Consider the following 21,766-nt stretch of genomic DNA (forward strand, 5'->3'; position numbering starts at 1 on the left):
GTTCCGGCCTCGTCGTTCCGGCCTCGTCGTTCCGGCCTCGTCGTTCCGGCCTCGTCGTTCCGGCCTCGTCGTTCCGGATGCGCTGGTGCCTGCGCCTTCCCTGCGGCGTTGCTTCCCTTTCTGCCCTTCTCTCCCCTTTCTCCCCTTCCCTGCGTCGTTTCCCTCCTTTTTCCTCCCCTCCTCGCGTACGTACGCCCTCACGTCGGCGTACGCCCACTCGTACAAGGAACCACCGTGACCAGTCTCAGCGTCGAGATGCTGGCAGCGGACCCCGTCGAACCGATCACCTCGGCGGGCCATGCCCAGCTCGGCATCGCCGTTCTCGCGGGCATCGCCGTCATCGTCCTGCTCATCACGAAGTTCAAGGTCCACGCCTTCCTGGCGCTGACCATCGGCTCGCTGGCCCTCGGCGCCTTCGCCGGGGCCCCGCTCGACAAGGCCATCAGCAGCTTCACCACCGGACTCGGCTCGACCGTGGCGGGCGTGGGCGTGCTCATCGCCCTCGGCGCCATCCTCGGCAAGCTGCTCGCCGACTCCGGCGGCGCCGACCAGATCGTCGACACGATCCTGGCCAAGGCCGGGGGTTCCGGCGGGCGCGCCATGCCGTGGGCGATGGTCCTCATCGCCTCCGTGATCGGACTGCCGCTGTTCTTCGAGGTCGGCATCGTGCTGCTGATCCCGGTCGTCCTGATGGTCGCCAAGCGCGGCAACTACTCCCTGATGCGGATCGGCATCCCCGCGCTCGCCGGGCTCTCCGTCATGCACGGCCTCATCCCGCCGCACCCGGGGCCGCTCGTAGCGATCGACGCCGTCAAGGCCAACCTGGGCGTCACGCTTGCACTCGGTGTGCTCGTCGCCGTCCCGACCGTGATCGTGGCCGGGCCGCTGTTCTCGCGGGTGGCCGCGCGGTGGGTGGACGTCGCCCCGCCGGAGAAGATGATCCCGCAGCGCGCCACCGACGAGCTGGAGAGGCGGCCCGGCTTCGGGGCGACCGTCGCCACCGTGCTGCTGCCGGTGGTCCTGATGCTCGCCAAGGCGCTCGTCGACATCGTGGTGGACGACCCCGAGGCCACCGTCCAGCGGGTCTTCGACGTGGTCGGGGCGCCGCTGGTGGCGCTGCTCGCGGCCGTGATCGTGGGCATGTTCACGCTGGGGCGGGCCGCGGGGTTCACCAAGGAGCGGCTGTCGACGACCGTCGAGAAGTCCCTCGCCCCCATCGCGGGCGTCCTGATGATCGTGGGCGCCGGCGGCGGTTTCAAGCAGACGCTCATCGACGTCGGCGTGGGGCAGATGATCCTCGACTTCTCCGAGGACTGGTCCATCCCCGCGCTGCTGCTCGCCTGGCTCATCGCCGTCGCGATCCGGCTCGCCACGGGGTCGGCCACGGTGGCGACGATCTCGGCGGCGGGGCTGGTGGCGCCGCTCGCGGCGGACATGTCCACGTCGCACGTGGCCCTTCTCGTCCTTGCCATCGGGGCCGGGTCGCTGTTCTTCAGCCATGTGAACGATGCCGGGTTCTGGCTGGTGAAGGAGTACTTCGGGCTGGATGTCGGGCAGACGGTGAAGACGTGGTCCGTGATGGAGACGATCGTTTCCGTGGTGGCTCTGGGGTTCGTGCTGCTGTTGTCGCTGGTGCTGTAGTTCTTCGGCGGCGGCTTTGGGGGGGTGCCCTGCCCGGGGTGGTTCGCTGCCGCTTCGCGGCGGGTTGTGCCCACCCGCCCGCCCGCCCACCCGTTCCGGCTCACCGGGTTCGTCCGGGTCCGGCCTGGCGGCTTGCGGGCCGTCGTCCGGCTGGCCCGCCGCTTCGCGGCGGGTGTCACCCACCCGCCCACCCGTACTGCCCGACCGAGGCCGTGCGGCCCCGGCCTGGCGGCTTGTACGTACGTCGTTCATAGGCGGGCAGGTCTGGCCCCCCCCCTGCGGCCCAGGTCCCGGCAGCGGCGAAGCCGGGTGGGCGGGACCCGAGCCCAGCCTGACGGCTCGGGGGTTGACGCCCATCTGGCCCGCCGCTTCACGGCAAATGCCACCCACCCGCCCACCCGTACTACCCAACCGGGACCGTGCGGCCCCGACCTCCCGGCTTGTACGTGCGTCGTTCATGGCGCGGCGGGCCGCGTCAGCGCGGTGGGGGCGGGTGAGTGGGGGCAAGCCCGGCCGACACCCATGCGGCCCACCATCCGGCGAAGCCGGGTGGAGCCGAACACGCACCCGGCCTGACGGCTCGGGGGTCGTCGCCCAAATGGCCCGCCGTTTGCGGCGGATGTCACCCACCCGCCCACCCGTACTACCAACCGAAACCGTGCGGCCCCGACCTTACGGCCCGTACGTGGGCGCGCCAGGCGCCACAAGCCCGTCCGGCGTTTGAGGACGAGCCCGCCAGCGCGATGAGGGAGCAGGTGGGTGGGGACAGGCCCGGCCGACACCCCTCGGGCCAGCCCCTGGCGGCAGCGAAACCGGGTAGGACCGAACACGCACCCGGCCTGACGGTTCCGGGGGCTCAACTGACCCGCCGGTTGCGGCGGATGTCACCCACCCGCCCACCCGCACTGCTCAACCTGGATCGTGCGGCCCCGCCCTTACGGCTTGTACGTGCGCCCCTCGTGGGCGCGCCAGGCGCCACAAGCCCATCCAACGTTTGCGGACGAGCCCGCCAGCGCTATGAGGGAGCGGGTGGGTGGGGGCAGGCCCGGCCGACACCCCTGCGGACCAGCCCCAGGCGCCAGCGAAACCGGGTAGGGCCGGACACGCGCCCGGCCTAACGGCTTCGCCCAACTGGCCCGTCGCTTCACGGCGAATGCCACCCACCCGTACAACCCAACCGGGACCGTGCGGCCACGGCCTTATGGCTTGTACGTGCGCCCCTCGTGGGCGCGCCAGGCGCCACAAGCCCATCCGACGTTTGTGGACGAGCCCGAAAGCGCGATGAGGAGCGGGTAGGCGGGAGCAGGCCTGGCCGACGCCCATGCGGTCCAGCATCAGGCAGCGGAGAAGCCAGGCAGGCCCGGCCGACACCCCTGCGGACCAGCCCCTGGGGGCAGCGAAACCCCGGGTAAGGCGGAACACGCACCCGGCCTGACGGTTCGGGGGTTGTCGCCCAAGTGGCCCGGCGGTTGCGGCGGATGTCACCCACCCGCCCACCCGTACTACCCAACCGGGACCGTGCGGCCCCGACCTTACGGCTCGTACGTGCGCCCCTCATGGGCGCGCCAAGCGCCACAAGTCCATCCGGCGTTTGAGGACGAGCCCGTCAGCGTAATGAGGGGCGGGTGGGTGGGAGCAGGCCTGGCCGACGCTCATGCGGTCCAGCATCCGGCTGCAGCGAAGCCGGGTGAGGCCGGACACGACCCCGGCCCAGCGGCTCGCAGGCCCGCGCCCAACTGGCCCGCGCGTACTACCGACCGAGCCCCTGCGACCCCGTCCTCACGCCGTACACCTGCACCGTGCACCTGCGCGCTGGGACGGGTGGGTGGGAGCAGGCCCGGCCGACGCCCCTGGGGCCCAGCATCCGGCAGCAGCGAAGCCAGGTGGAGCCGGACACGAGCCCGGCCTGGCGGTCTGCGAGCCGGCGCCCCACTCCCGCCCAACCGAGACCGCGCGCCCCGACCCCCGCGCCGTGCACCTGCGTCGTCCATAGGCACGGTGGGGGCGGGTGGGTGGGAGCAGGCCCCGGCCGGAACACCGAGGTTCACACCACTGCGGTCCAGCGCCCGGCGGCGGCGGAGCTGGGTGGGCCAGGCCCGGCCACGGCGCGGTGCTCTGCGCGGTGTGCCCGAGCCAGACGCCAAAGCAGCCACGCCGCCGCGCCCGGCCAACTCACGGTGCCCCGCAGCATGTGCCCGAGCCGGACGGCAAAGCAGCCACGCCTCCGGCCCGGCCCGGCCCGGGCGCGGTGCCCCGCAGCATGTGCCCGAGCCGGACGGCAAAGCAGCCACGCCGCCGGAGCCGGTGAGGCGTCAGGCCTCGCAGGGGTCGGCGCGCCGGGAAGCGGTGGGGTCAGGACTCGCGAGGCGGGGTGGTCGCGGCTGCCTTCTCCAGTTGGAAGGCCTCGTTGCCCAGGCCGATGCGGGCGTGGGCGGACGGCCTGCGTACCCGCATGACGGCACCGTGCACCAGCCCCGCCACCGCCGCCGCCCCGATGATCCCCGGCAGCACCCACGGCAGGGCCGACCCGGGTGCCGCGCCGACGAGGATGTCGAAGTCCTTGACGGTGTAACCCGCGATGACCAGCAGCGCGACCGCCGCGAGGCCGGACGCCGCGATGCGCCACGCCTGCGCCCGCGCCGCGCCTCGGCGTACGAAGAACACGATGACCGCCACGGACGCCGCGGCCATCAGCAGCAGCACCCCGAGCGCGCCCACGTTGCCGCCCCAGGTGAAGAGGTGGAGTACAGGAGCGGTCGGGTCGCCCGCCGGGCGGTCGTCGGCGACGGCGAAGCCCACCACCACCACGGCCGCGACCACGGTCTGCAGCAGCGACCCCGTACCGGGCGCCCCGCTCGCGCTGTTGGTCCGGCCGAAGGCGGCCGGCAGCAGGCCCTCGCGGCCCATCGCGAAGGCGTACCGCGCGACCACGTTGTGGAAGCTCAGGACCGCCGCGAACATGCCGGTCACGAAGAGGACGTGCAGCACGTCGGTGAAGGTGCCGCCCAGGCGCGACTCCGTCAGTCCGAAGAGCAGGCCCGCACTCTGTTCGCGGGCGGCGGGCACGATGCCCGAGGGGCCGGTCGCGACCGTGAGGGCCCAGGAGCTTAGCGCGAAGAAGACCGCGACGAACCCCACGGCGAAGAACATCACCCGCGCGACCACGACCTGCGGCCTGCTGGTCTCCTCCGCGTACACCGGCGCCTGCTCGAAGCCCGTGAACGCGGCGATGCAGAAGCACAGCGACGTGGCGACGCCCGCGCCGGTCAGGGTGTCGGGGTTGAAGGCGTGCAGGGACAGGCCCTCGGGGGACGGGTCGGCCAGCGCGGCCACGTCGAAGATGACGACCAGCGCCACCTCCACCAGGAGCAGCACGCCGAGCACCCGCGCGTTCAGGTCGATCTTCAGCCAGCCGAGCACGGCGACGAGCGCGACGGTGACGAGCGCGGGTATCCACCAGTCCACGGTGACGTGCGCGTACTTGTCGAGCAGCCCGGACACCTCGAAGCCGAGCATCCCGTACAGGCCCGCCTGGAGCGCGCTGTAGGCGACCAGCGCGACGGCGGAGGCGCCCGCGCCCGCGGTGCCGCCGAGCCCGCGCGAGATGTACGCGTAGAACGCCCCGGCGTTGTGGACGTGGCGGCTCATCTCCGCGTAGCCGAAGCTGAACAGCGCGAGCACGACGCCCAGGGCGAGGAACAGCAGCGGCTGGCCCACCACGCCCATCACGCCGTACGTGGTCGGCATGACCCCGGCGACCACCATCAGCGGGCCGGTGGCGGCGAGCACGGAGAGCAGCAGCCCCGCCGTGCCCAGGCGGCCCGCGCGCAGCGCCCGCTCCTGGCCCATGTAGGTGCTGATGCCGCCGCGTTCGGGGGCGGGCCTGCCGTGGGCCCCGGTCCCCGTTCCGGCGTGCTGCCCGGATCTGCTTGCGCTCGCGTTCGAACTGCCCGTCGCCATGGCGCGGTTGTCCTCTCCGCTGGTCGTGGGTCGGTCGGTCTGGTGTCTGGTGCTTGCGTCTGGTGCTGGTGCTGGTGCGTGGTGTTCGGTGTGGTGCGTGGCCTGCGTGGCCTGCATGGACTGTGTGGCCTGTGTGGCCTGTGGTGTTGTGCTGTTGTGCTGTTGTACGGACGCTTGCCGTCCGGCTGACTTCTTCGGTGCTGCCGTGCTGCCGTCTTGCGGGGCCGGGCGGGGCCGGGCGGGGCCGGGCGGTGCCGGGCCCCGGGCCGGTCAGTCCGCCGTGCCCAGCGTGATCGCGCGTGCGGCCGTGTACGCCTCGTACGCGTCGCGGTCCGGGTACGACCAGGGCGCCTCGGTCTGGTGGCGGCCGATGCGGTGGAACAGCGCCGCGGCCTCGGCCGTCCGGCCCCCGCAGTACGTGGCGTGCGCCAGGTAGTTGAGGTCGACGAAGGCGCGCGGGTGGGCCGTGCCCGCGGGGGCGCCGCCCGGGGTCTCCCAGGCGAGCCACCAGTCGAAGGACGCCTTCATCACCTGCCGGGCGCGGCGGCTGGTCCAGTGGCCGGAGGCGACCGGGTCCCGGCTCTCGCTGCCCGCGGTGGCGAGGACGCGGTAGCGCTCGGCGTGCGCGACGACCGGGAGCAGCGCGAGGGGCGAGTGGTCGGGGGCCTGTTCCGCCGCCCAGGACGCGAAGTCGTACACCTCGTGCAGCGGGTCCTGGCCCGCGCCGGGGCGCCGCTCGGCGAGCCGGGCGACCATCAGGTGGTGGGCGTGGTGGTGCTCGGGGTGCCGGTGCCTGACCTCGTCGAAGAGGCGTACGACGTCCTCCTCGTGGCCCAGCGAACGCTCCAGGAGCAGCAGCGCGAGCCACGGCGTGGGGTCGGCGGGGACGCGCGCCGCGGCCTCGCGGCAGGCGGTGCGGGCCTTCTCGGAGCGGCCCTTGCCTCGCAGCGCGCCGTGTACGGCGGCGAAGGCGAGCAGCACGACGGCGTCGGCGCTCTCCGGTTCCGCGAGGCGCCAGTCACGGGCCCAGGCGGTGGTCGTGGGCTCGCGGGCGAGGACGTCGCAGCGGTGGCCGCGCCGGTCCCAGTCGTCGCCGGTGGCGGCGAGCAGCTCGCGCACCTCGCCCCAGCGCCCCTGCGCCAACGCGGCGCGCGCGACGACGAGTTCGGCGTCGTCAAGAGCGGCGTCGAAGACGTGGGCCGAACGTTTGCGAGAGCGACCGAGGGGTGGGGGTGGGGACACCGCGGGCGTCCTCCCAGACGCGGTAGGTGGGCAGGCGATCACGCACAGCCAACCGGTAGGCAGCGCTCCACGTCAAGGCCCGGGCGCCTCCCGCGTCTTGACACACCTCCCACACAACCTGCGGCACTCCTCCACCGTTTACGGCGGGGCACCGCGGTTCACCAGCGGCGTCGCGCGCCCCTCGCGGTGCCGGGCCCGTCCGCGGGGCGGGCCCGTCGCGTGAAGTCGCCGGGCGGGTTCTAGCCCACGGACCTGGCCGCCGCACGGCCCGCCGCGCGCCCCGAGAAGAGGCAGCCGCCGAGGAAGGTGCCCTCCAGGGAGCGGTAGCCGTGCACCCCGCCGCCGCCGAACCCGGCCGCCTCGCCCGCCGCGTAGACGCCGGGCAGCGGTTCGCCGCCCTCCTGGAGGACCCGTGAGTCCAGGTCGGTCTCCAGGCCGCCGAGGGTCTTGCGCGTGAGGATGTTCAGGCGTACGGCGACGAGGGGGCCCGCCGCGGGGTCGAGCATCCGGTGCGGCGCGACGGAGCGGATCAGCCGGTCGCCGACGAACCTGCGCGCGCCGCGGATGGCGGTGACCTGGAGGTCCTTGGTGTAGGCGTTGACGATCTCGCGGTCGCGGGCGGCGAGCGTCCGATGCAGGGCCGCCTCGTCGATGAGGGGTTCCTTGGTGAGCGCGTTCATGCCGCGCACCAGGGCGCCGAGGTCCTTCTCGACCACGAAGTCGACGCCATGGTCCATGAAGGCCCGCACCGGCCCGGGCACGTCGGCCCGCGCGCGCTCAATGACTCCGCGCACGGACCTGCCCGTCAGGTCGGGGTTCTGCTCGGAGCCGGAGAGGGTGAACTCCTTGCCGATGATGCGCCGGTTGAGCACGAACCACGTGTGGTCGTAGCCGGTGCTCATGATGTGGCTGAGCGTGCCGAGGGTGTCGAAGCCCGGGAACAGCGGGACGGGCAGGCGGTTGCCGCGCGCGTCCAGCCAGAGCGAGGACGGGCCGGGCAGGATGCGGATGCCGTGCCGGGCCCAGATCGGGTTCCAGTTCTCGATGCCCTCGGTGTAGTGCCACATGCGGTCGCGGTTGATGAGGTGCCCGCCCGCGCGCTCGGTGATGCCGAGCATCAGGCCGTCGACGTGCGCGGGCACTCCGGAGAGCAGCTTCGCGGGCGGGCTGCCGAGACGAGCGGGCCAGTTGGCGCGGACGAGGTCGTGGTTGCCGCCGATGCCGCCGGAGGTGACGATCACGGCCTGGGCGCGGAACTCGAAGGAGCCGGTGACCTCACGGCTGCTCGCCCTGCCGCGCTCGACGCCGGAGGGCTCCAGGACCTCCCCGGTCACGGTGTCGACCACGCCGCCGGTGCGGGCGAGCCCGGTGACCCGGTGGCGGAACCTCAATTGCACGAGGCCGCGGGCGGCGCCCTCGCGCACCGCCCGCACGAACGGCGCGAGCAGGCCCGGCCCGGTGCCCCAGGTGATGTGGAAGCGCGGCACGGAGTTGCCGTGGCCCTGGGCGTCGTACCCACCGCGCTCGGCCCAGCCGACCACCGGGAAGAACCGGACGCCGAGGCCGTGCAGCCAGGCGCGCTTCTCGCCCGCCGCGAAGTCCACGTACGCCGTGGCCCACTGCCGCGGCCAGTGGTCCTCCTCGCGGTCGAAGGCGGCCGTGCCCAGCCAGTCCTGGAGGGCGAGTTCGCGGTGGTCCTTGATGCGCATGCGGCGCTGTTCGGGCGAGTCGACGAAGAACAGGCCGCCGAAGGACCAGTGGGCCTGCCCGCCCAGGGACTGCTCGGGCTCCTGGTCGACGAGGATCACCCGGCGGCCCGCGCGCAGCAGTTCGGCGGTGGCGGTGAGTCCGGCGAGTCCCGCACCGATCACGATGACGTCCGCGTCGTAGGCCATGACGGCTTCCTCTCCCGGGTTACTGGTGGGTCAGATCCTGGAGAGCGCGGGGGCCCGCGTCAACCAGGGGGAGGGGGTGGGTCGGCGCCGACGGCCCCCGGGGCGCCCCTGGTACCGGCGGCGCCGCGGGGCTCGCCCGGGGCCCGGCCCGGCCCGGTCCGGTCGCCGGTTCGCACCGCCTGACAGGATGGCCCGTATGAGTGCTGACACCACGAATCCGGCGGACGAGCTGCTGCCCGTCGTCGACGAGCACGACCGCGTCGTCGGCGAGGCCCCGCGCGGTGAGGTGTACGCCCGCGGGCTGCGCCACCGGTGCGTCTTCATCGAGGCCCGGGACGCCGCGGGGCGCGTGTTCGTGCACCGCCGCACCGCCACGAAGCTCGTCTTCCCGTCGCTGTACGACATGTTCGTCGGCGGGGTCGTCGGCGCGGGCGAGTCCTACGACGACGCCGCCCTGCGCGAGGCCCAGGAGGAGCTGGGCGTCGAGCGGCTCCCCCGGCCCGTGCCGCTGTTCACGTTCCTGTTCGACGACGGCGCGGGCCGCACCTGGTGGTCCTATCTGTACGAGGTCCGCTGCGAGCTGCCGGTGCGGCCGCAGGTGGAGGAGGTCGCCTGGTACGACTTCCTCACGGACGCGGAGCTGGCGCGCAGGGCCGGGGAGTGGGAGTGGGTGCCGGACGGCCTGGAGGCGTACCGGCGGCTGCGGGCGTTCCGCGCGGCGGACGGCGGCGCGGACAGCGGCGCGGGAGACGGTCCGTCCGGCGGCGCGGACGGTGGCGCGGACAGCGGCGCGGGGCGGTGAGCGGCTTGATGGGCCCCGGCGCCTAGGGTGCGACGGTGAGCAACTTCGTGCAGAGCCTGCGGCTGTGGTTCAGCCCTGCCCGGCTGCGGGCGGAGGGCGACACCCCGGACTACCGCTTCTCGCTGGCCAACGAGCGCACCTTCCTCGCCTGGCTGCGGACCGCGCTCGCGCTGGTCGGCGGCGGCTTCGCGGTGGACCAGTTCCTGCCGGACCTGCGCTGGGCCGCCCGCGCCGGGCTCGCGCTCGCGCTGCTCGGGGCCGGGGTGCTCTGCGCGCTGCGGGCAGGCGGCCGCTGGGCGCGCTGCGAGCTGGCCATGCGGCGCGGTGAGGACCTGCCCGTGTCGCGCTTCCCGGCGCTGCTGGGCCTCGAGGTGGCGCTCGTCGCGCTGGCGATGGCGGCGGTGGTGCTGTTCGGGTGGGAGCGGTGAGGGGGCCGCGCGGCGCGGCGCGGGGCACGGGGCCCCGGCCGGAGCGGGCCGACGCCGCGCGGGACCCGGGGCTCCAGCCGGAGCGCACCCGGCTGGCGTGGCGGCGTACGACGCTGGCGTGCACGGTCGCCACGGTGCTCGCCGTGCGGTCGGCGCTGCACGAGGGCCTCTGCGCGGCGGGCGCGGTCGCGGGTGCGCTGTGCCTGGCGTGCTGGCTCGGCTTCCTGCTGGTGGCGCACCGCAGGATCACGACGCTGACGGCTCCCCGCCCGCGCACGCTGGCCCCTGGCGTCGCGGCGGTGGCGGCCCTGTGCACGGCGGCGCTGGCACTGTGCGGGGTGGCCGCGGTGGTGTGAGCGGCCCGGGCCCGGACGTGCGGGCCCGGGCGTCCCGGGCCGGGCCGCGGTGGACCGGGCGGCCGGACCGGCCAGGCCGGTGCCACCGCTCCGGCCCCCTGCCAGGACAAGCACCCCCCGAGATGCGGCCGCCCCGGCCTAGCCGTCCCAGTCGACGGTCACCACGATCTTTCCGCGGGTGCGCCCCTCCTCGCTGCGGCGGTGCGCCTCCGCCGCCTGCTCCAGCGGGAACGTCGCGTCCACGTGGACGGTGACGACGCCCTGCTCGGCGAGTTCGGACAGGTGGCGCAGGTCGTCGGCGTCCGGGCGGACGAAGCAGTAGCGGCCGCCGAGGCCGAGCACGGAGCCGTCGGCGACCGAGGCCAGGCGCCCGCCGGGGGCGAGCAGGGCCGCGGACAGGCGCAGCGTGTCGCCGCCGATGGTGTCGAACGCGGCGTCGACGCCGTCCGGGGCGAGGGCGCGCACCCGGTCGGCGAGGCCGTCGCCGTAGCGGACGGGCTCGGCGCCCAGCTCCCGCAGGTAGGCGTGGTTGTGCTCGCCCGCGGTGCCGATGACGCGGGCGCCCGCGTGCCGGGCGAGCTGGACGGCGAAGGAGCCGACACCGCCGGCGGCCGCGTGCACCAGGACGACGTCGCCCTCCCCCACGCCGAGGGCCCCGCGCACGACCTGGTAGGCGGTGAGCCCGGCCAGCGGCAGGGCCGCGGCCTCCTCGAAGCCGAGGTTGCGCGGCTTGCGGGCCAGGGTGCGCACCGGGGCCGCCACGTACTCGGCGAACGTGCCGCGCGCCAGGAAGTCCTCGCGTACGTAGCCGATGACCTCGTCGCCCACGGTGAACTCGGGGACGGCGACGCCGGGCTGGACCACCACGCCCGCCACGTCCCAGCCGGGGATCACCGGGAAGACGGCGTCCAGGATGCCGTCGAGGTGCCCCTGGCGGCACTTGTAGTCGACGGGGTTGACGGCCGCGGCCCGCACCTTGACCAGGACGCTGTCCGGGCCGACCTTCGGGTCGGGCACCTCGCCGTACTCCAGGACCTCGGGTCCGCCGTACGCCTTGTAGCTGATCGCTTTCATGGGCTCGCCTCACGTCGCCTCACGCCGTCGCGGCACTACCGGCCAAGCTGTCACAGCGGGAGCCCGCGGGCACCGAGGGCTAGCCTGAGAGAGTCACACACCCCCTGGGAGGTGTTACCCCATGACCACCCTCCACCAGGAACACACCGCGCACGACCACGAGCACGGCCCCGCCTGCGGGCACACCCCGGTCCCGCACGGCGACCACGTCGACTACGCGCACGACGGCCATCTGCACCGCGCCCACGCCGGGCACTACGACGAGTGCGAGCAGGGCGGGCACGTGGCGCACGACGGCCACGGCCACGCGCACGGCCGGGACTGCGGCCACGACTCCGTACCGCACGGCGACCACGTCGACTACCTGCACGACGGCCACCGGCACGCGGCCCACGACGGCCACTGGGACGACCACTGACCCGCTGAACCCCGCCCGCTCCCTCGCAGCCACCGGGCCGCCGCGGCCCCCGCGGCCACCGCGATCCTGATCACGTTCGGGCACCCCCCTCTGGACGACATACCGACTGGTCGGCATCATGAACGCCGACGCACCGTCCGCCGTTCACCGCCCGCCCGCCCGCCCGTCCGTCCGTCCGCCCACGATCAGGAGCGATCCGCCCATGAGCGCTGACCATCCGCCCGGCCTCGACCTCGACCGGCTGCGCGACCACCTGGACCGCGCGCGCCCGGGGCTGCTCGGCCCGGGCCCGCTCACGGCCCGCCTGGTCGAGGGCGGCCGGTCGAACCTCACGTACACCGTCACGGACGGCGATACCCGGTGGGTGGTACGGCGTCCGCCGCTGGGCCATGTGCTGGCCACCGCGCACGACATGCGGCGCGAGCACCGGGTGATCAGCGCGCTGCACCCGACGGCGGTGCCGGTGCCGCGTCCGGTGCTGCTGTGCGAGGACGAGTCGGTCCTCGGGGCGCCGTTCTACGTCATGGAGTTCGTGGCGGGCACGCCCTACCGCACGGCGGAGCAGCTCCTGCCGCTCGGGCCCGAGCGGACCCGGGCCGTGGTGCTCGGGCTCGTCGACGCGCTCGTGGACCTGCACGCCGTGGACCCCCGGGAGGTGGGCCTTGCGGACTTCGGGCGGCCCGAGGGGTTCCTCGACCGGCAGTTGCGCCGCTGGGGCAAGCAGCTCGCGGCCTCGCGCGGGCGCGAGCTGCCCGGCATCGACGAGCTGCACGCGGCGCTCGGCCGGACGCTGCCCGCATCGCCCGCGCCCGCCGTCGTGCACGGCGACTTCCGCCTGGACAACGTCCTCATCGACTCCTCGGACGGCACCGACCGCATCGCGGCCGTCCTCGACTGGGAGATGTCGACGCTCGGCGACCCGCTGACGGACCTGGGGCTGCTGGCGATGTACAGCGTGCGCCTGGAGGTGCCCGACTCCCCCGTCAGCACCACGGCGGGCGCCCCGGGCCACCCGGACCCGGCCGAGCTGGTCGAGCGGTACGCCGCCCGCTCGGGGCGGGACGTGTCCGCCGTCTCCTGGTACACGGCGTTCGCGTGGTTCAAGCTCGCCGTGATCCTGGAGGGCATCCACTACCGCTACACCCTGGGGCAGACGGTCGGCGCGGGCTTCGACCGCATCGGCGAGCTGGTGCCCCTGTTCATCGAGCACGGCCTCACCACCCTCCAGGAAGGCTGACCGGACCCATGGACTTCGCGTTCGACGCCCGCACCGAGGAGCTGCGCGGCAGGCTGCTGGCCTTCATGGACGAGCACGTCTACCCGGCCGAGCGGACCGCCCACGAACAGCGCGCCGCCCTGGCGTCGCCCTGGGACACCCCCGCCGTGGTGGAGGAGCTGAAGGCCGAGGCCCGCCGCCAGGGCCTGTGGAACCTGTTCCTGCCGGACACCGAGCACGGCGCCGGCCTGACGAACCTCCAGTACGCGCCGCTGGCCGAGATCAGCGGCCGCAGCCCGCAGTTGGCGCCCACGGCGCTCAACTGCGCGGCCCCGGACACCGGCAACATGGAGGTGCTGGCGCAGTTCGGCACCGAGGAGCAGCGGAAGCGGTGGCTGCGGCCGCTGCTCGCGGGCGAGATCCGCTCGGCGTTCGCCATGACCGAGCCGGACGTGGCCTCCTCGGACGCCACCAACATCACCACGCACATCCGGCGCGAGGGCGACTCGTACGTCATCACCGGCCGCAAGTGGTACATCTCCGGGGCGATGAACCCCGACTGCCGGGTCTTCATCGTCATGGGCAAGACCGACCCGGACGGCCCGGACGTCCGCCGCCAGCAGTCGATGGTCCTGGTACCGCGCGACACCCCCGGCGTCGAGGTGCGCCGCGCCATGACGGTGTACGGGTACGAGGACCACTACCACGGGGGCCACGCGGAGGTCGTCCTCGACGAGGCCCGCGTACCCGTGGAGAACCTCGTCGGCGAGGAGGGCGGCGGCTTCGCCATCGCCCAGGCGCGGCTCGGACCCGGCCGCATCCACCACTGCATGCGGCTCATCGGCATGGCCGAGCGCGCCATCGACCTGATGTGCGAACGGGCCGTGCACCGCACGGCCTTCGGCAAGCCGCTGGCCGCGCAGGGCGTGGTCCAGCAGTGGATCGCCGACGCGCGCGTCACGGTCGAGCAGCTCCGGCTGCTCGTCCTGAAGACGGCCTGGCTGATGGACACCGTGGGCAACAAGGGCGCCCACACGGAGATCCAGGCCATCAAGATCGCCACGCCGCGGGCGGTGGTGGACATCCTGGACCGCGCCGTGCAGGTCCACGGGGCGGGCGGGGTGAGCCAGGACTTCCCGCTGGCGGAGCTGTGGGCGGCGGCGCGGACGCTGCGGCTGGCCGACGGGCCCGATGAGGTGCACCAACGGTCGCTGGCGCGGCGGGAGCTCAAACGGTTCGCCTAGCTGCGGGCCGGGCCGGTCTCCCTCGTGCTGCCCTGGTTCCCCGCGGGGCGGCACCTCGGGCTGTGCCCACCCGTCCCGCCCCGCGGAACGATTGCCCACAGCGAGGCCCTACGGGGCCCGCCTCACGGCCGCAGCGCCCGGAGCAGCAGGTCCGCGAGGTGGTCCGCGACCTGGCGGGGGGTCAGGGGGCCGTCGGGGCGGTACCAGGTGGAGAGGTGGTGGACGGAGCCGAAGTGGTAGTCCACCACCAGGTCCGCGGGGGTCGCCGAGGAGAAGACGCCCGCCTCCTGGCCCTCCTCGACCAGGGCGCGGAAGCGCTCGTGGTAGCGGCGCCGCTCGGCCCGCACCTGCTTGAGCTTCTCGGGGCTGAGGTGGTGCATGGACCGGAAGAAGATGGCGGCGTCGTCGAGGTTGGCGATGGTGGTGACGACGACGTCGGCCGCCGCGTCCCGCAGCCGCCGCTCCACCGGCGCGTCCGCGTCCGCGAACGCGTCGAGCCGCTCCTGCTGGACCCGCAGCATGCGCGCGTACACCTCGTGCAGCAGGTCGTCCTTGGAGCCGAAGTAGTGGTAGAGCGCGCCCTTGGTGACGCCGGCCGCCTCCACGATCTCCTGCACGGACGTGCGGTCGTAGCCGCGGTCGGCGAAGAGCCGGGTGGCGGCGGCGAGCAGCCGCTGCGGGACGGGCGTACCGTCCCCGTCCGTCGTCCTGGCCACTGGCCGCCACCTGCCTTTCGTCGTCCCGTCGTACGGGGTGCTCCAGTTGTACGGGGTGCCCCGGGTGTGCGGGGTTCTCCGGGTGCACGGGTGCTCCGGGTCGTGCGCCCGGTCCCCGGTGACAACGCGGATCCCGCCGGAGGATCTTCCCACCCGCCGGCTACGGGAGCCGCGTCGCCTCCCACTTCTGCTGGATGTGGTTCATGCTGGTGAGCCACTCGTCGGGGGCGGCGGCCCGCCGCTCGTAGAACACGGCGGCCTCCGGGTGCGGCAGGATCAGGAAGCGGTCCTCGGCCATGCCGGCGAACAGCGCGTCGGCGACGTCCTCCGGCTCGATCGCGGTGGGCGCGAGGACGAGTTCGCCCGCGGACCCGGCGGCGGTGAGCATGTCGGTGCGCACGCCCTGGGGGCAGACGGCGTGCACCGAGACGCCCCGGTGGCGGTAGGTGAGGGAGAGCCACTCGGCGAAGGCGTAGGCGCCGTGCTTGGTGACGCTGTACGGCGCGGCGCCCACCATGGTGAGCAGCCCGGCGGCGGACACCGTGGACACGAAGCGGCCCTCGCCGCGCTCCAGCCAGCTGGGCAGCAGCGCCCGCGCGGCCCGTACGTGCGCCATGACGTTGACCTCCCAGGCGCCGGTCCACACCTCCTCGTCGGCGGCCTCCGTGCCGGGCGCGGGCACGCCCGCGTTGGCGCAGTACACGTCGACCGTGCCGCCGAGCGCGGCCAGCGCGTCGGGCACCACGTCGCGGGCGTCCCCCGGCACGGCGAGCCCGCCGACCTCCTCGGCGACGGCCGCGGCCTTGGCGGCGTCCAGGTCGTTGACGGCGACCCGGGCGCCGGCCGCGGCGAAGCGGCGGGCCAGCGCGGCCCCGATCCCGTCTCCGGCGCCGGTGACGACGACGGACTTGTCGCGCAAGCTCTCCACGGACGATCTCTCCTCTTCGGCCTCGGTGACCGTGCCGCACGGCACGCAGCGCCAACAGACTAACCGGTCGGTATGGAGCCGTGGAAGGGCGCCTACCGGTAAACCGGTAGCCCTCTCGGGGCGTGCGCCCCCCTGCCGGTCCGGGTGCCTTCCGGCTGGTGACGGGCGTGCCCGCGCCGGGATCGTGATCCTCGGCGCGAGCAGCGCGTACCGCCACGAGGTGAGGAGTGATCGGACATGGCACGACGGGTGAGGGCGGCACGGAGGGGGCGGCGCGCCGCGGTCCCGCTGCTGGTGGCCGCGGCCGGGGCCCTTCTCGCCCCGGAGGCCGCCCACGCGGCGAACCGTGCGGCGGACCACGCGGCGAACCACGCGGCGAACCGTGCTGACGGCCCGGTGCGGGCGCTGGAGCGCGTCGCGCACCCGCTGCGCTCCACCGCGCCGGGGGGCGCCACGGCGGACCTGCGGCCGCTGGCGGCGATGGCGGGCGACGCCACGGTGGTGGGTCTGGGCGAGGCCACGCACGGGTCGCACGAGTTCTTCACGATGAAGCACCGGGTCTTCCGCCACCTGGTCGAGGAGAAGGGCTTCACCACCTTCGCCCAGGAGGTGAGCTGGACCACCGGGCTGCGCTTCGACGCCTATGTGCGCGGCGGGCCGGGCGACGTGCGCGCGCTCGTCCACCGCGAGCTGGCGAAGACGCCGTGGGACACCGAGGAGTACGTGGCGCTGCTGACCTGGATGCGGGCCCACAACGACCGGCACCCGCACCGGCCGCTGCGCTTCATGGGCAACGACCTGAACTACCCCGGGACCGGCCGGGAGGTCTTCGACGGCGTCACGGACTACGTACGGCGCCACGAGCCGGACCTGCTGCCGCGGATCACGGAGCTGTACGCGCCGCTGCGGCGCCTGGCGGACGGCGACGCGCACATGGGCCGGCCGCGGGCGGAGCGCGAGCGCCTGGCGCGCCAGGCACGCACGGCGTACCGGCTGCTGGCGGAGCGGCGGCCGCACCATGGCCAGCGGCAGTTCGCGTGGGCCCTGCAGCACGCCCGGTCGATCCGGCAGACGGCGACGCTCTACTCCTTCGCGCTGCACACGCCCGACGGGGACCGGCGGGCCATGCTCTACCGCGACCGGCTGATGGCTCAGAACACCGCCTGGTGGCAGCGGTACACGGGCACGAAGGTGCTGCTCTCCGCGCACAACTCCCACGTCGCGTACGCCTCGTACGACCCGCGCTACCCGAAGATGCAGGGCGCCTTCCTGCGCGACCGGCTCGGGGCGAAGTACGTGAGCGTCGGTTTCACCTTCGAGCGGGGCGCGTTCCTGGCGATGCCGGACGGCGGGACGCCCTGGAAGTCGTTCTCGGTGCCCCCGGCGACGCGGGACATGAACGAGTACACCCTCGACCGGGTCCGCCACGAGGACTTCTACGTCGACCTGCGCACGGCCCCGAAGCCCGCCCGCGCCTGGCTGCGCACGGCCCGGCCGACGTACACGATCGGCGCGGGCTGGCCGGACGGGCCGTACCGCGTCGCGCTCGGGCCCTCGCACGACGTGCTGATCCACCTGCACGACGTCACGGCGGCGCACCGGCAGCGACCGTGAGGCACGCGCCGTGCGCCGCGCGCCGTGCGCTGTGCACCGCGCGCCGCGCGCCGTGCACCACGGGTCGTGAGCCCTGCGCCGTCCCGCCACGGATCTGGCCAGGGGCCGCGCGCGGCGGGACGATGCGGGCGTGGAACCCTACTGGGACCTGACCTTCGACGCCGACGGCGACGTCCACCCCGCGCAGCGCGACCAGTTGCTCTCCGGGGCGGAGGACGCGGGGATCACCGACCTGCTGGTGTTCGCGCACGGCTGGAACAACGACCAGGCGCTCGCCCGCCGCCTGCACGGGCGGTTCTTCGCGCCGTTCGCCCGCCTCGCGGGCCCGGACGTACGCCTCGGCTACGCCGGGGTGCTGTGGCCCGCGATGCGCTTCCCGCGGGAGCGCATCCCGGACTTCGAGCCGTCCGTGGCCGCGGACGCCGGGCCGCCCGTCGCCTCACCCGCCCTGGACGAGGCGACGCGGCACCTGCTCGCCCGTATCTTCCCGGGTCCCGGCCAGGCGGACCGGCTGGACCGCCTCGCGCGGCTGCTCGAGGAGCGGTCCGCGGTCCGCTCCCGCGTGGACGAGTTCGCACGGCACGTCCGGGACCTGGTGGCCGTGCGCGAGACGAGCCCCCTGCACGAGTTCGCCGACGACACCGGCGCGGGCGAGCCCGCGATGCTCACCGACGACGCGGTCGAGGTCTGCGAGGTGCTCGTCGCCGCGCTGGAGGGCACCGGCCACCCCGAGCTCCTCGGCGGGCTGCGGGACCGCCTGTGGCACGGCGCCAGGGAGCTGCTGCGGCAGGCCTCGTACTACACGATGAAGCGCCGCGCGGGCACCGTCGGCCAGCTCGGCCTCGGCCCGGCGCTCGGGCTGCTCGCGGCCGACGTGCCCGGGCTGCGGGTGCACCTGGTCGGGCACAGCTTCGGCGCCCGGCTCGTGGCGTACGCGGTGCGCGGGCTGCCCGCGGGCGCGGGCTGCGTGGCGTCGGTGACGCTGCTGCAAGGGGCGTTCTCGCACTACGCGTTCAGCGAGCGGCTGCCGCACGACCGGTCGCGCGGCGGCGCCCTGCGCGGGGTGCCCGCGCGCGTCGACGGGCCGCTCGTCGCCTGCTTCTCCCGCCACGACGACGCCCTCGGCAAGCTGTACCCGCTCGCCTCCAAGCTCGCCGGGGACTCCGCGAGCTTCTGGGGTCTGTGGGAGCGGTGGGGCGCCGTCGGCTTCGACGGGATCAAGGCCGTGGGCGGCGCCGCCCGCGTACGGCTCGCCGCCGCCCTGCCCCGGCGCGGCTGCGTCAGCGTGGACGCCGCCGCGGTGGTCCGGCGCGGCGGCCCGCCCAGCGGCGCGCACAGCGACATCTGCCACGCGGAGCTGGCGCGGGTCGTCTGTGCCGCCGGGCGGATCGCCGGGGCCTGAGCACCCCCGCCGGGCCGGGGCTCACCGGGGCCTGAGCACCCCGCGGGGCCGGGGTCCACCGGGGCCCGGGCTCAACGGTGCCGGGGGAACTCCACCACCTGCTGGTACGTCGGCCGGTTCTGCCACTGGATCGCGCGGTGCGTGATGCCGCCGACCGGACGGTGCAGCACCGCGTCCGCGCACCACTGGTCGCCCGCCGCGCAGGTGCCGTCGCCGGGGTAGACCTCGGACGCCGGGGCGGCCGCCGCCTGCTTCAGGGTGGCGAGGAGCGCGTCACGGCAGGCGTCGCGCGAGCCGCCGCCGCAGTACGCGGTGCGGCTCCAGCCCTCGGCGGGCCGCCCGAGCACGGTGCGCAGGTCCTTGTCGACGTATCCCCACCAGCCGTACTGGAACGCGGACCCGGCGTGCGCGCCGGTCGGCCCGTGCCCCGCCGAGGGCGGCTCGTCGACGCCGAGCTGCGCGGTCAGCGCCGCGTACAGGTCCGCCCCGAGCCCGGGCCTGAAGGCGGCCTCGACGAGCCTCGGCCACCAGGCGTCCATGAGCCGGACGGCGTCGGGGTGGGTGTACACGTGCGAGCCCCGTGCGGTCTCCACGCGCCGGGCCCCGGCCTCGCGCCAGGCCTCCAGCAGCTCCACGGCCCGCGCCAGGGCGGGGTCGTCGACGTCCTCGGTGCGGATGACCTCCAGGAGTCCGGGCAGGACCTGTTCGCCGCGCAGGTCGGTGACGGCCGCCTCGGCCATGGCGCGGGTGAGCGAGGCCCGGGTGACACCGCCGTCCGCGACGAGCTTCCTGACCCGGTCGTCGAGCAGGTCGCCGCGGTGCACGGCGCTCATGCCGAAGCCGCCGGAGGAGTAGTCGGTGGCCTGCTTGTTGTTCCAGGAGATGTAGTAGTCCTGGTTGACCGACTGCGGGTGCGCGGCCGGGGGCGTCTGCGCGGAGGTGTTGTCCGCCGGGTCGAAGTCCCGCCACTCGTAGGCCGGTTCGGCCCGGACGGGGAAGTCGGGGTCGACGTCCGGGGCGCGCTCGGGGTTGGCGCCGCTGTTGTAGTACGCGATGTCGCGGGCGTCGGCGTAGAACCAGTTGAAGGCGTAGGAGATGTGCCGTGCCGCCTTCTGGAAGGTCGCGGCGTCCTTGACGTACGAGGGGTCGTTCAGCATCTGGAAGCCGATGATCGAGTCGGCCTCGTGGCGGTAGGTGGAGCGCAGCGAGACGTACGCGACGGGTGTCCCGCCGACCGTCGCGCGGTGGGTGACGACGCCGTACTTGGTGCGGAACACCTGCATGCGGTAGGAGCCCGCGGCCGTGGAGTCGGCGAGCGACGGCTTCCAGGCGTTCCTGCGCTCCAGCTTCTCCATGGGGGTGCAGGCGCCCCGGTAGCGGTAGTGCGCCGACTGCCTGGTGGGGGTGCCGCCGCCGGGTTCGCACAGCTCCACGGCGTACGTGTCGGTGATGTCCTGGGTCGCGGAGGTCGCCGACCAGGCGTAGTCCTGGCCCCGGCCGAGCTGGACGTACATGCCGACGCCCGCGAACGACACCCCGCGCGCGCTGATGCCGGGCCCCTGGAGCTCCTGCTGCATCAGCAACTGCGGCGCGAAGTAGCCGGTCTGCGGGCCGAACACGGCGACGGGGTGGCCGCTCGCGGTGTGCTTCCCGGAGACCAGGAGGGCGTTGGACATGCCCTTGCGCCCGGCGGCGGCCTTGCCGAACAGGTCGGCGGGCAGCACCCCGTCGTCGTGCAGGCCCCGCAGGGGCTCCAGCTTCTCCGGTGCCTTGACGGGGTCCTTGGCCGGGGTCCGCGCGCCGCCCTCGCGGTCGTACACCAGTTGCTCGCGCCGGACCGACCCCGGGTCGGGCAGCGCGGTGCCGCGCGCGTGCTCCGGCCTGCCCGCGTACGGGAAGCGGCTGCCGTCGTGGAGGGTCTGCACCGTCTCGGGGTCGTTGCGGGCGCGGAACCGCTCCCAGACCTCGGTGCCCTTCTCGACGCCGTACTCCTGCTGCGCGGCGAGCAGCGAGAGGGCGGACTCGACCTCTCCGCCGCCGCCGTTGCCGAACAGGCCCCCGACCACGGAGGCCAGGGCGATCATGTCGGTGACCTTGAAGGGCTCGATCTCGCCCACGTTGGTGATCGCGTCGATCTTGCCGGTGAGCACGTACTCGCCGGGGAAGGTACGGCTGTCCTTGGCCTTCTCGCGGTAGGCGTTGAGGCCGTCGACGTACGCCTGGGCGTCCGCCATGGCCTGCCGGCCGCGCTCCCCCTGGGTGTCCCTGATGTACGCGACCTGCCGCTCCAGGTCCTGCTCGGTGTACGGGGCCTGCGGCCAGAACTGCTGCTCCAGGCCCTGGTTGGCCGGGGCGCCGCCCGCGAACGGGGTGAGCTGCCCGCGGCCGACGTGCCGGAACAGGTCGATGAGCCACAGCCGGTCCTGGCCCGCCGCGTAGCCCGCGCCGAACTCGGTGCCGTAGCGGGTGGTGCCCTGGACGTGCGGGACGCCGTACTTCTTGTCCCGGGTGATCGTCACGTCGGCGCGCGGCCGGGTGACGGAGGCGACCTGGTCCGGGGCGACGCCGAAGGAGGCGTCGCCGAAGAACGCGCCGAGCTTGTCGTCGGTGAGCGAGGGGTGGCCGGTGGCGAGGGCGTCATAGGGGCCCACCTGGTCGTCCGCGTGGGCGGGCCGGGTGCCGAGCAGGCGGTGGCTGAGGATCTCGGCGAGGGTGGCGCCGCCGTTGGTGCCGGGCGGCAGGATGTCGGCGCACCGGCCGCCGCAGTGGTCGGGGGCGGGTGGCGGCTCCGCGGCGGGCCGCGCGGGGGCGGTCGGCGGTGGGGCCTGCC

The 21,766-nt window shown here is 74.4% G+C and carries 17 protein-coding genes; 9 read left to right on the plus strand and 8 right to left on the minus strand.

The window, feature by feature from the left end; genetic code table 11:
• The coding region (locus tag IE330_RS39200) for a hypothetical protein (RefSeq protein WP_229925903.1) at positions 1–225 on the minus strand (225 nt) is incomplete at its 3' end.
• Positions 226–234: 9 nt separating this feature from the next.
• On the opposite strand from IE330_RS39200, the gene IE330_RS25110 reads away from it, so the two are divergent.
• The gene (locus IE330_RS25110; protein WP_190138384.1) at positions 235–1,641 is read left to right on the plus strand and encodes a GntP family permease; all 1,407 of its coding nucleotides are present in this window, start codon (positions 235–237) and stop codon (positions 1,639–1,641) included.
• 2,352 nt (positions 1,642–3,993) lie between these two features.
• Here the strand turns inward: IE330_RS25110 and IE330_RS25115 are convergent.
• From IE330_RS25115 to IE330_RS25125, 3 genes are all read right to left on the minus strand, one after another.
• The gene (locus IE330_RS25115; protein WP_190138385.1) at positions 3,994–5,601 is read right to left on the minus strand and encodes an APC family permease; all 1,608 of its coding nucleotides are present in this window, start codon (positions 5,599–5,601) and stop codon (positions 3,994–3,996) included.
• 270 nt (positions 5,602–5,871) lie between these two features.
• Positions 5,872–6,843 (minus strand): hypothetical protein, encoded by a 972-nt coding sequence (locus IE330_RS25120; protein ID WP_190138386.1) that lies wholly within the window; start codon positions 6,841–6,843, stop codon positions 5,872–5,874.
• A gap of 239 nt (positions 6,844–7,082) precedes the next feature.
• Positions 7,083–8,738 (minus strand): FAD-binding dehydrogenase, encoded by a 1,656-nt coding sequence (locus IE330_RS25125; protein WP_190138387.1) that lies wholly within the window; start codon positions 8,736–8,738, stop codon positions 7,083–7,085.
• A 196-nt stretch (positions 8,739–8,934) separates the two neighbouring features.
• On the opposite strand from IE330_RS25125, the gene IE330_RS25130 reads away from it, so the two are divergent.
• From IE330_RS25130 to IE330_RS25140, 3 genes are read left to right on the plus strand one after another with little or no spacing between them, the layout of a single operon-like run.
• Positions 8,935–9,540, plus strand: coding sequence for an NUDIX hydrolase (locus IE330_RS25130; RefSeq protein ID WP_190138388.1), 606 nt, complete (start codon positions 8,935–8,937; stop codon positions 9,538–9,540).
• A 35-nt stretch (positions 9,541–9,575) separates the two neighbouring features.
• Positions 9,576–9,968, plus strand: a complete 393-nt coding sequence (locus tag IE330_RS25135; protein WP_190138389.1) for a YidH family protein — start codon at positions 9,576–9,578, stop codon at positions 9,966–9,968.
• On the plus strand, positions 9,965–10,324 hold the full coding sequence (locus tag IE330_RS25140; protein ID WP_190138390.1) for a DUF202 domain-containing protein: 360 nt from the start codon (positions 9,965–9,967) through the stop codon (positions 10,322–10,324). Before IE330_RS25135 ends, IE330_RS25140 begins: the two co-directional genes overlap by 4 nt.
• Positions 10,325–10,462: 138 nt before the next feature.
• On the opposite strand, the gene IE330_RS25145 is transcribed toward IE330_RS25140, so the two are convergent.
• Entirely contained in the window at positions 10,463–11,398 is a 936-nt protein-coding gene (locus IE330_RS25145; RefSeq protein WP_190138391.1) for an NADP-dependent oxidoreductase, read from the minus strand.
• Between the two features lie 121 nt (positions 11,399–11,519).
• Between IE330_RS25145 and IE330_RS25150 the strand changes: the two genes are divergently transcribed.
• The 3 genes from IE330_RS25150 to IE330_RS25160 all read left to right on the plus strand — a co-directional run bounded on the left by IE330_RS25150 (position 11,520) and on the right by IE330_RS25160 (position 14,276).
• The gene (locus tag IE330_RS25150; protein ID WP_190138392.1) at positions 11,520–11,816 is read left to right on the plus strand and encodes a hypothetical protein; all 297 of its coding nucleotides are present in this window, start codon (positions 11,520–11,522) and stop codon (positions 11,814–11,816) included.
• 202 nt (positions 11,817–12,018) lie between these two features.
• Positions 12,019–13,053 (plus strand): phosphotransferase family protein, encoded by a 1,035-nt coding sequence (locus IE330_RS25155; protein ID WP_190138393.1) that lies wholly within the window; start codon positions 12,019–12,021, stop codon positions 13,051–13,053.
• Between the two features lie 8 nt (positions 13,054–13,061).
• Positions 13,062–14,276, plus strand: a complete 1,215-nt coding sequence (locus IE330_RS25160; RefSeq protein ID WP_190138394.1) for an acyl-CoA dehydrogenase family protein — start codon at positions 13,062–13,064, stop codon at positions 14,274–14,276.
• 122 nt (positions 14,277–14,398) lie between these two features.
• Here IE330_RS25160 and IE330_RS25165 read toward each other — a convergent pair whose 3' ends face one another.
• A complete protein-coding gene (locus tag IE330_RS25165) occupies positions 14,399–14,992 on the minus strand; it encodes a TetR/AcrR family transcriptional regulator (protein WP_190138395.1) in 594 nt (197 codons plus the stop codon).
• Between the two features lie 160 nt (positions 14,993–15,152).
• Positions 15,153–15,920, minus strand: a complete 768-nt coding sequence (locus IE330_RS25170; RefSeq protein ID WP_190138396.1) for an SDR family NAD(P)-dependent oxidoreductase — start codon at positions 15,918–15,920, stop codon at positions 15,153–15,155.
• 237 nt (positions 15,921–16,157) lie between these two features.
• On the opposite strand from IE330_RS25170, the gene IE330_RS25175 reads away from it, so the two are divergent.
• Together IE330_RS25175 and IE330_RS25180 are read left to right on the plus strand one after the other, a co-directional pair.
• A complete protein-coding gene (locus IE330_RS25175) occupies positions 16,158–17,534 on the plus strand; it encodes an erythromycin esterase family protein (protein ID WP_190138397.1) in 1,377 nt (458 codons plus the stop codon).
• A 130-nt stretch (positions 17,535–17,664) separates the two neighbouring features.
• On the plus strand, positions 17,665–18,936 hold the full coding sequence (locus IE330_RS25180) for a serine-threonine protein kinase (RefSeq protein WP_190138398.1): 1,272 nt from the start codon (positions 17,665–17,667) through the stop codon (positions 18,934–18,936).
• 71 nt (positions 18,937–19,007) lie between these two features.
• On the opposite strand, the gene IE330_RS25185 is transcribed toward IE330_RS25180, so the two are convergent.
• On the minus strand, positions 19,008–21,766 hold a 2,759-nt coding region (locus tag IE330_RS25185; protein ID WP_190138399.1), incomplete at its 5' end, for a penicillin acylase family protein.

This window comes from Streptomyces longispororuber, assembly GCF_014656095.1.
Taxonomy (GTDB): Bacteria; Actinomycetota; Actinomycetes; order Streptomycetales; family Streptomycetaceae; genus Streptomyces; species Streptomyces longispororuber.

Coding starts and splice junctions, on each gene's coding strand:
- IE330_RS25175 (WP_190138397.1), top strand. CDS start 16,158: ATGGCACGACGGGTGAGGGCGGCACGGAGGGGGCGGCGCGCCGCGGTC.
- IE330_RS25155 (WP_190138393.1), top strand. CDS start 12,019: ATGAGCGCTGACCATCCGCCCGGCCTCGACCTCGACCGGCTGCGCGAC.
- IE330_RS25160 (WP_190138394.1), top strand. CDS start 13,062: ATGGACTTCGCGTTCGACGCCCGCACCGAGGAGCTGCGCGGCAGGCTG.
- IE330_RS25150 (WP_190138392.1), top strand. CDS start 11,520: ATGACCACCCTCCACCAGGAACACACCGCGCACGACCACGAGCACGGC.
- IE330_RS25115 (WP_190138385.1), bottom strand. CDS start 5,601: ATGGCGACGGGCAGTTCGAACGCGAGCGCAAGCAGATCCGGGCAGCAC.
- IE330_RS25130 (WP_190138388.1), top strand. CDS start 8,935: ATGAGTGCTGACACCACGAATCCGGCGGACGAGCTGCTGCCCGTCGTC.
- IE330_RS25125 (WP_190138387.1), bottom strand. CDS start 8,738: ATGGCCTACGACGCGGACGTCATCGTGATCGGTGCGGGACTCGCCGGA.
- IE330_RS25145 (WP_190138391.1), bottom strand. CDS start 11,398: ATGAAAGCGATCAGCTACAAGGCGTACGGCGGACCCGAGGTCCTGGAG.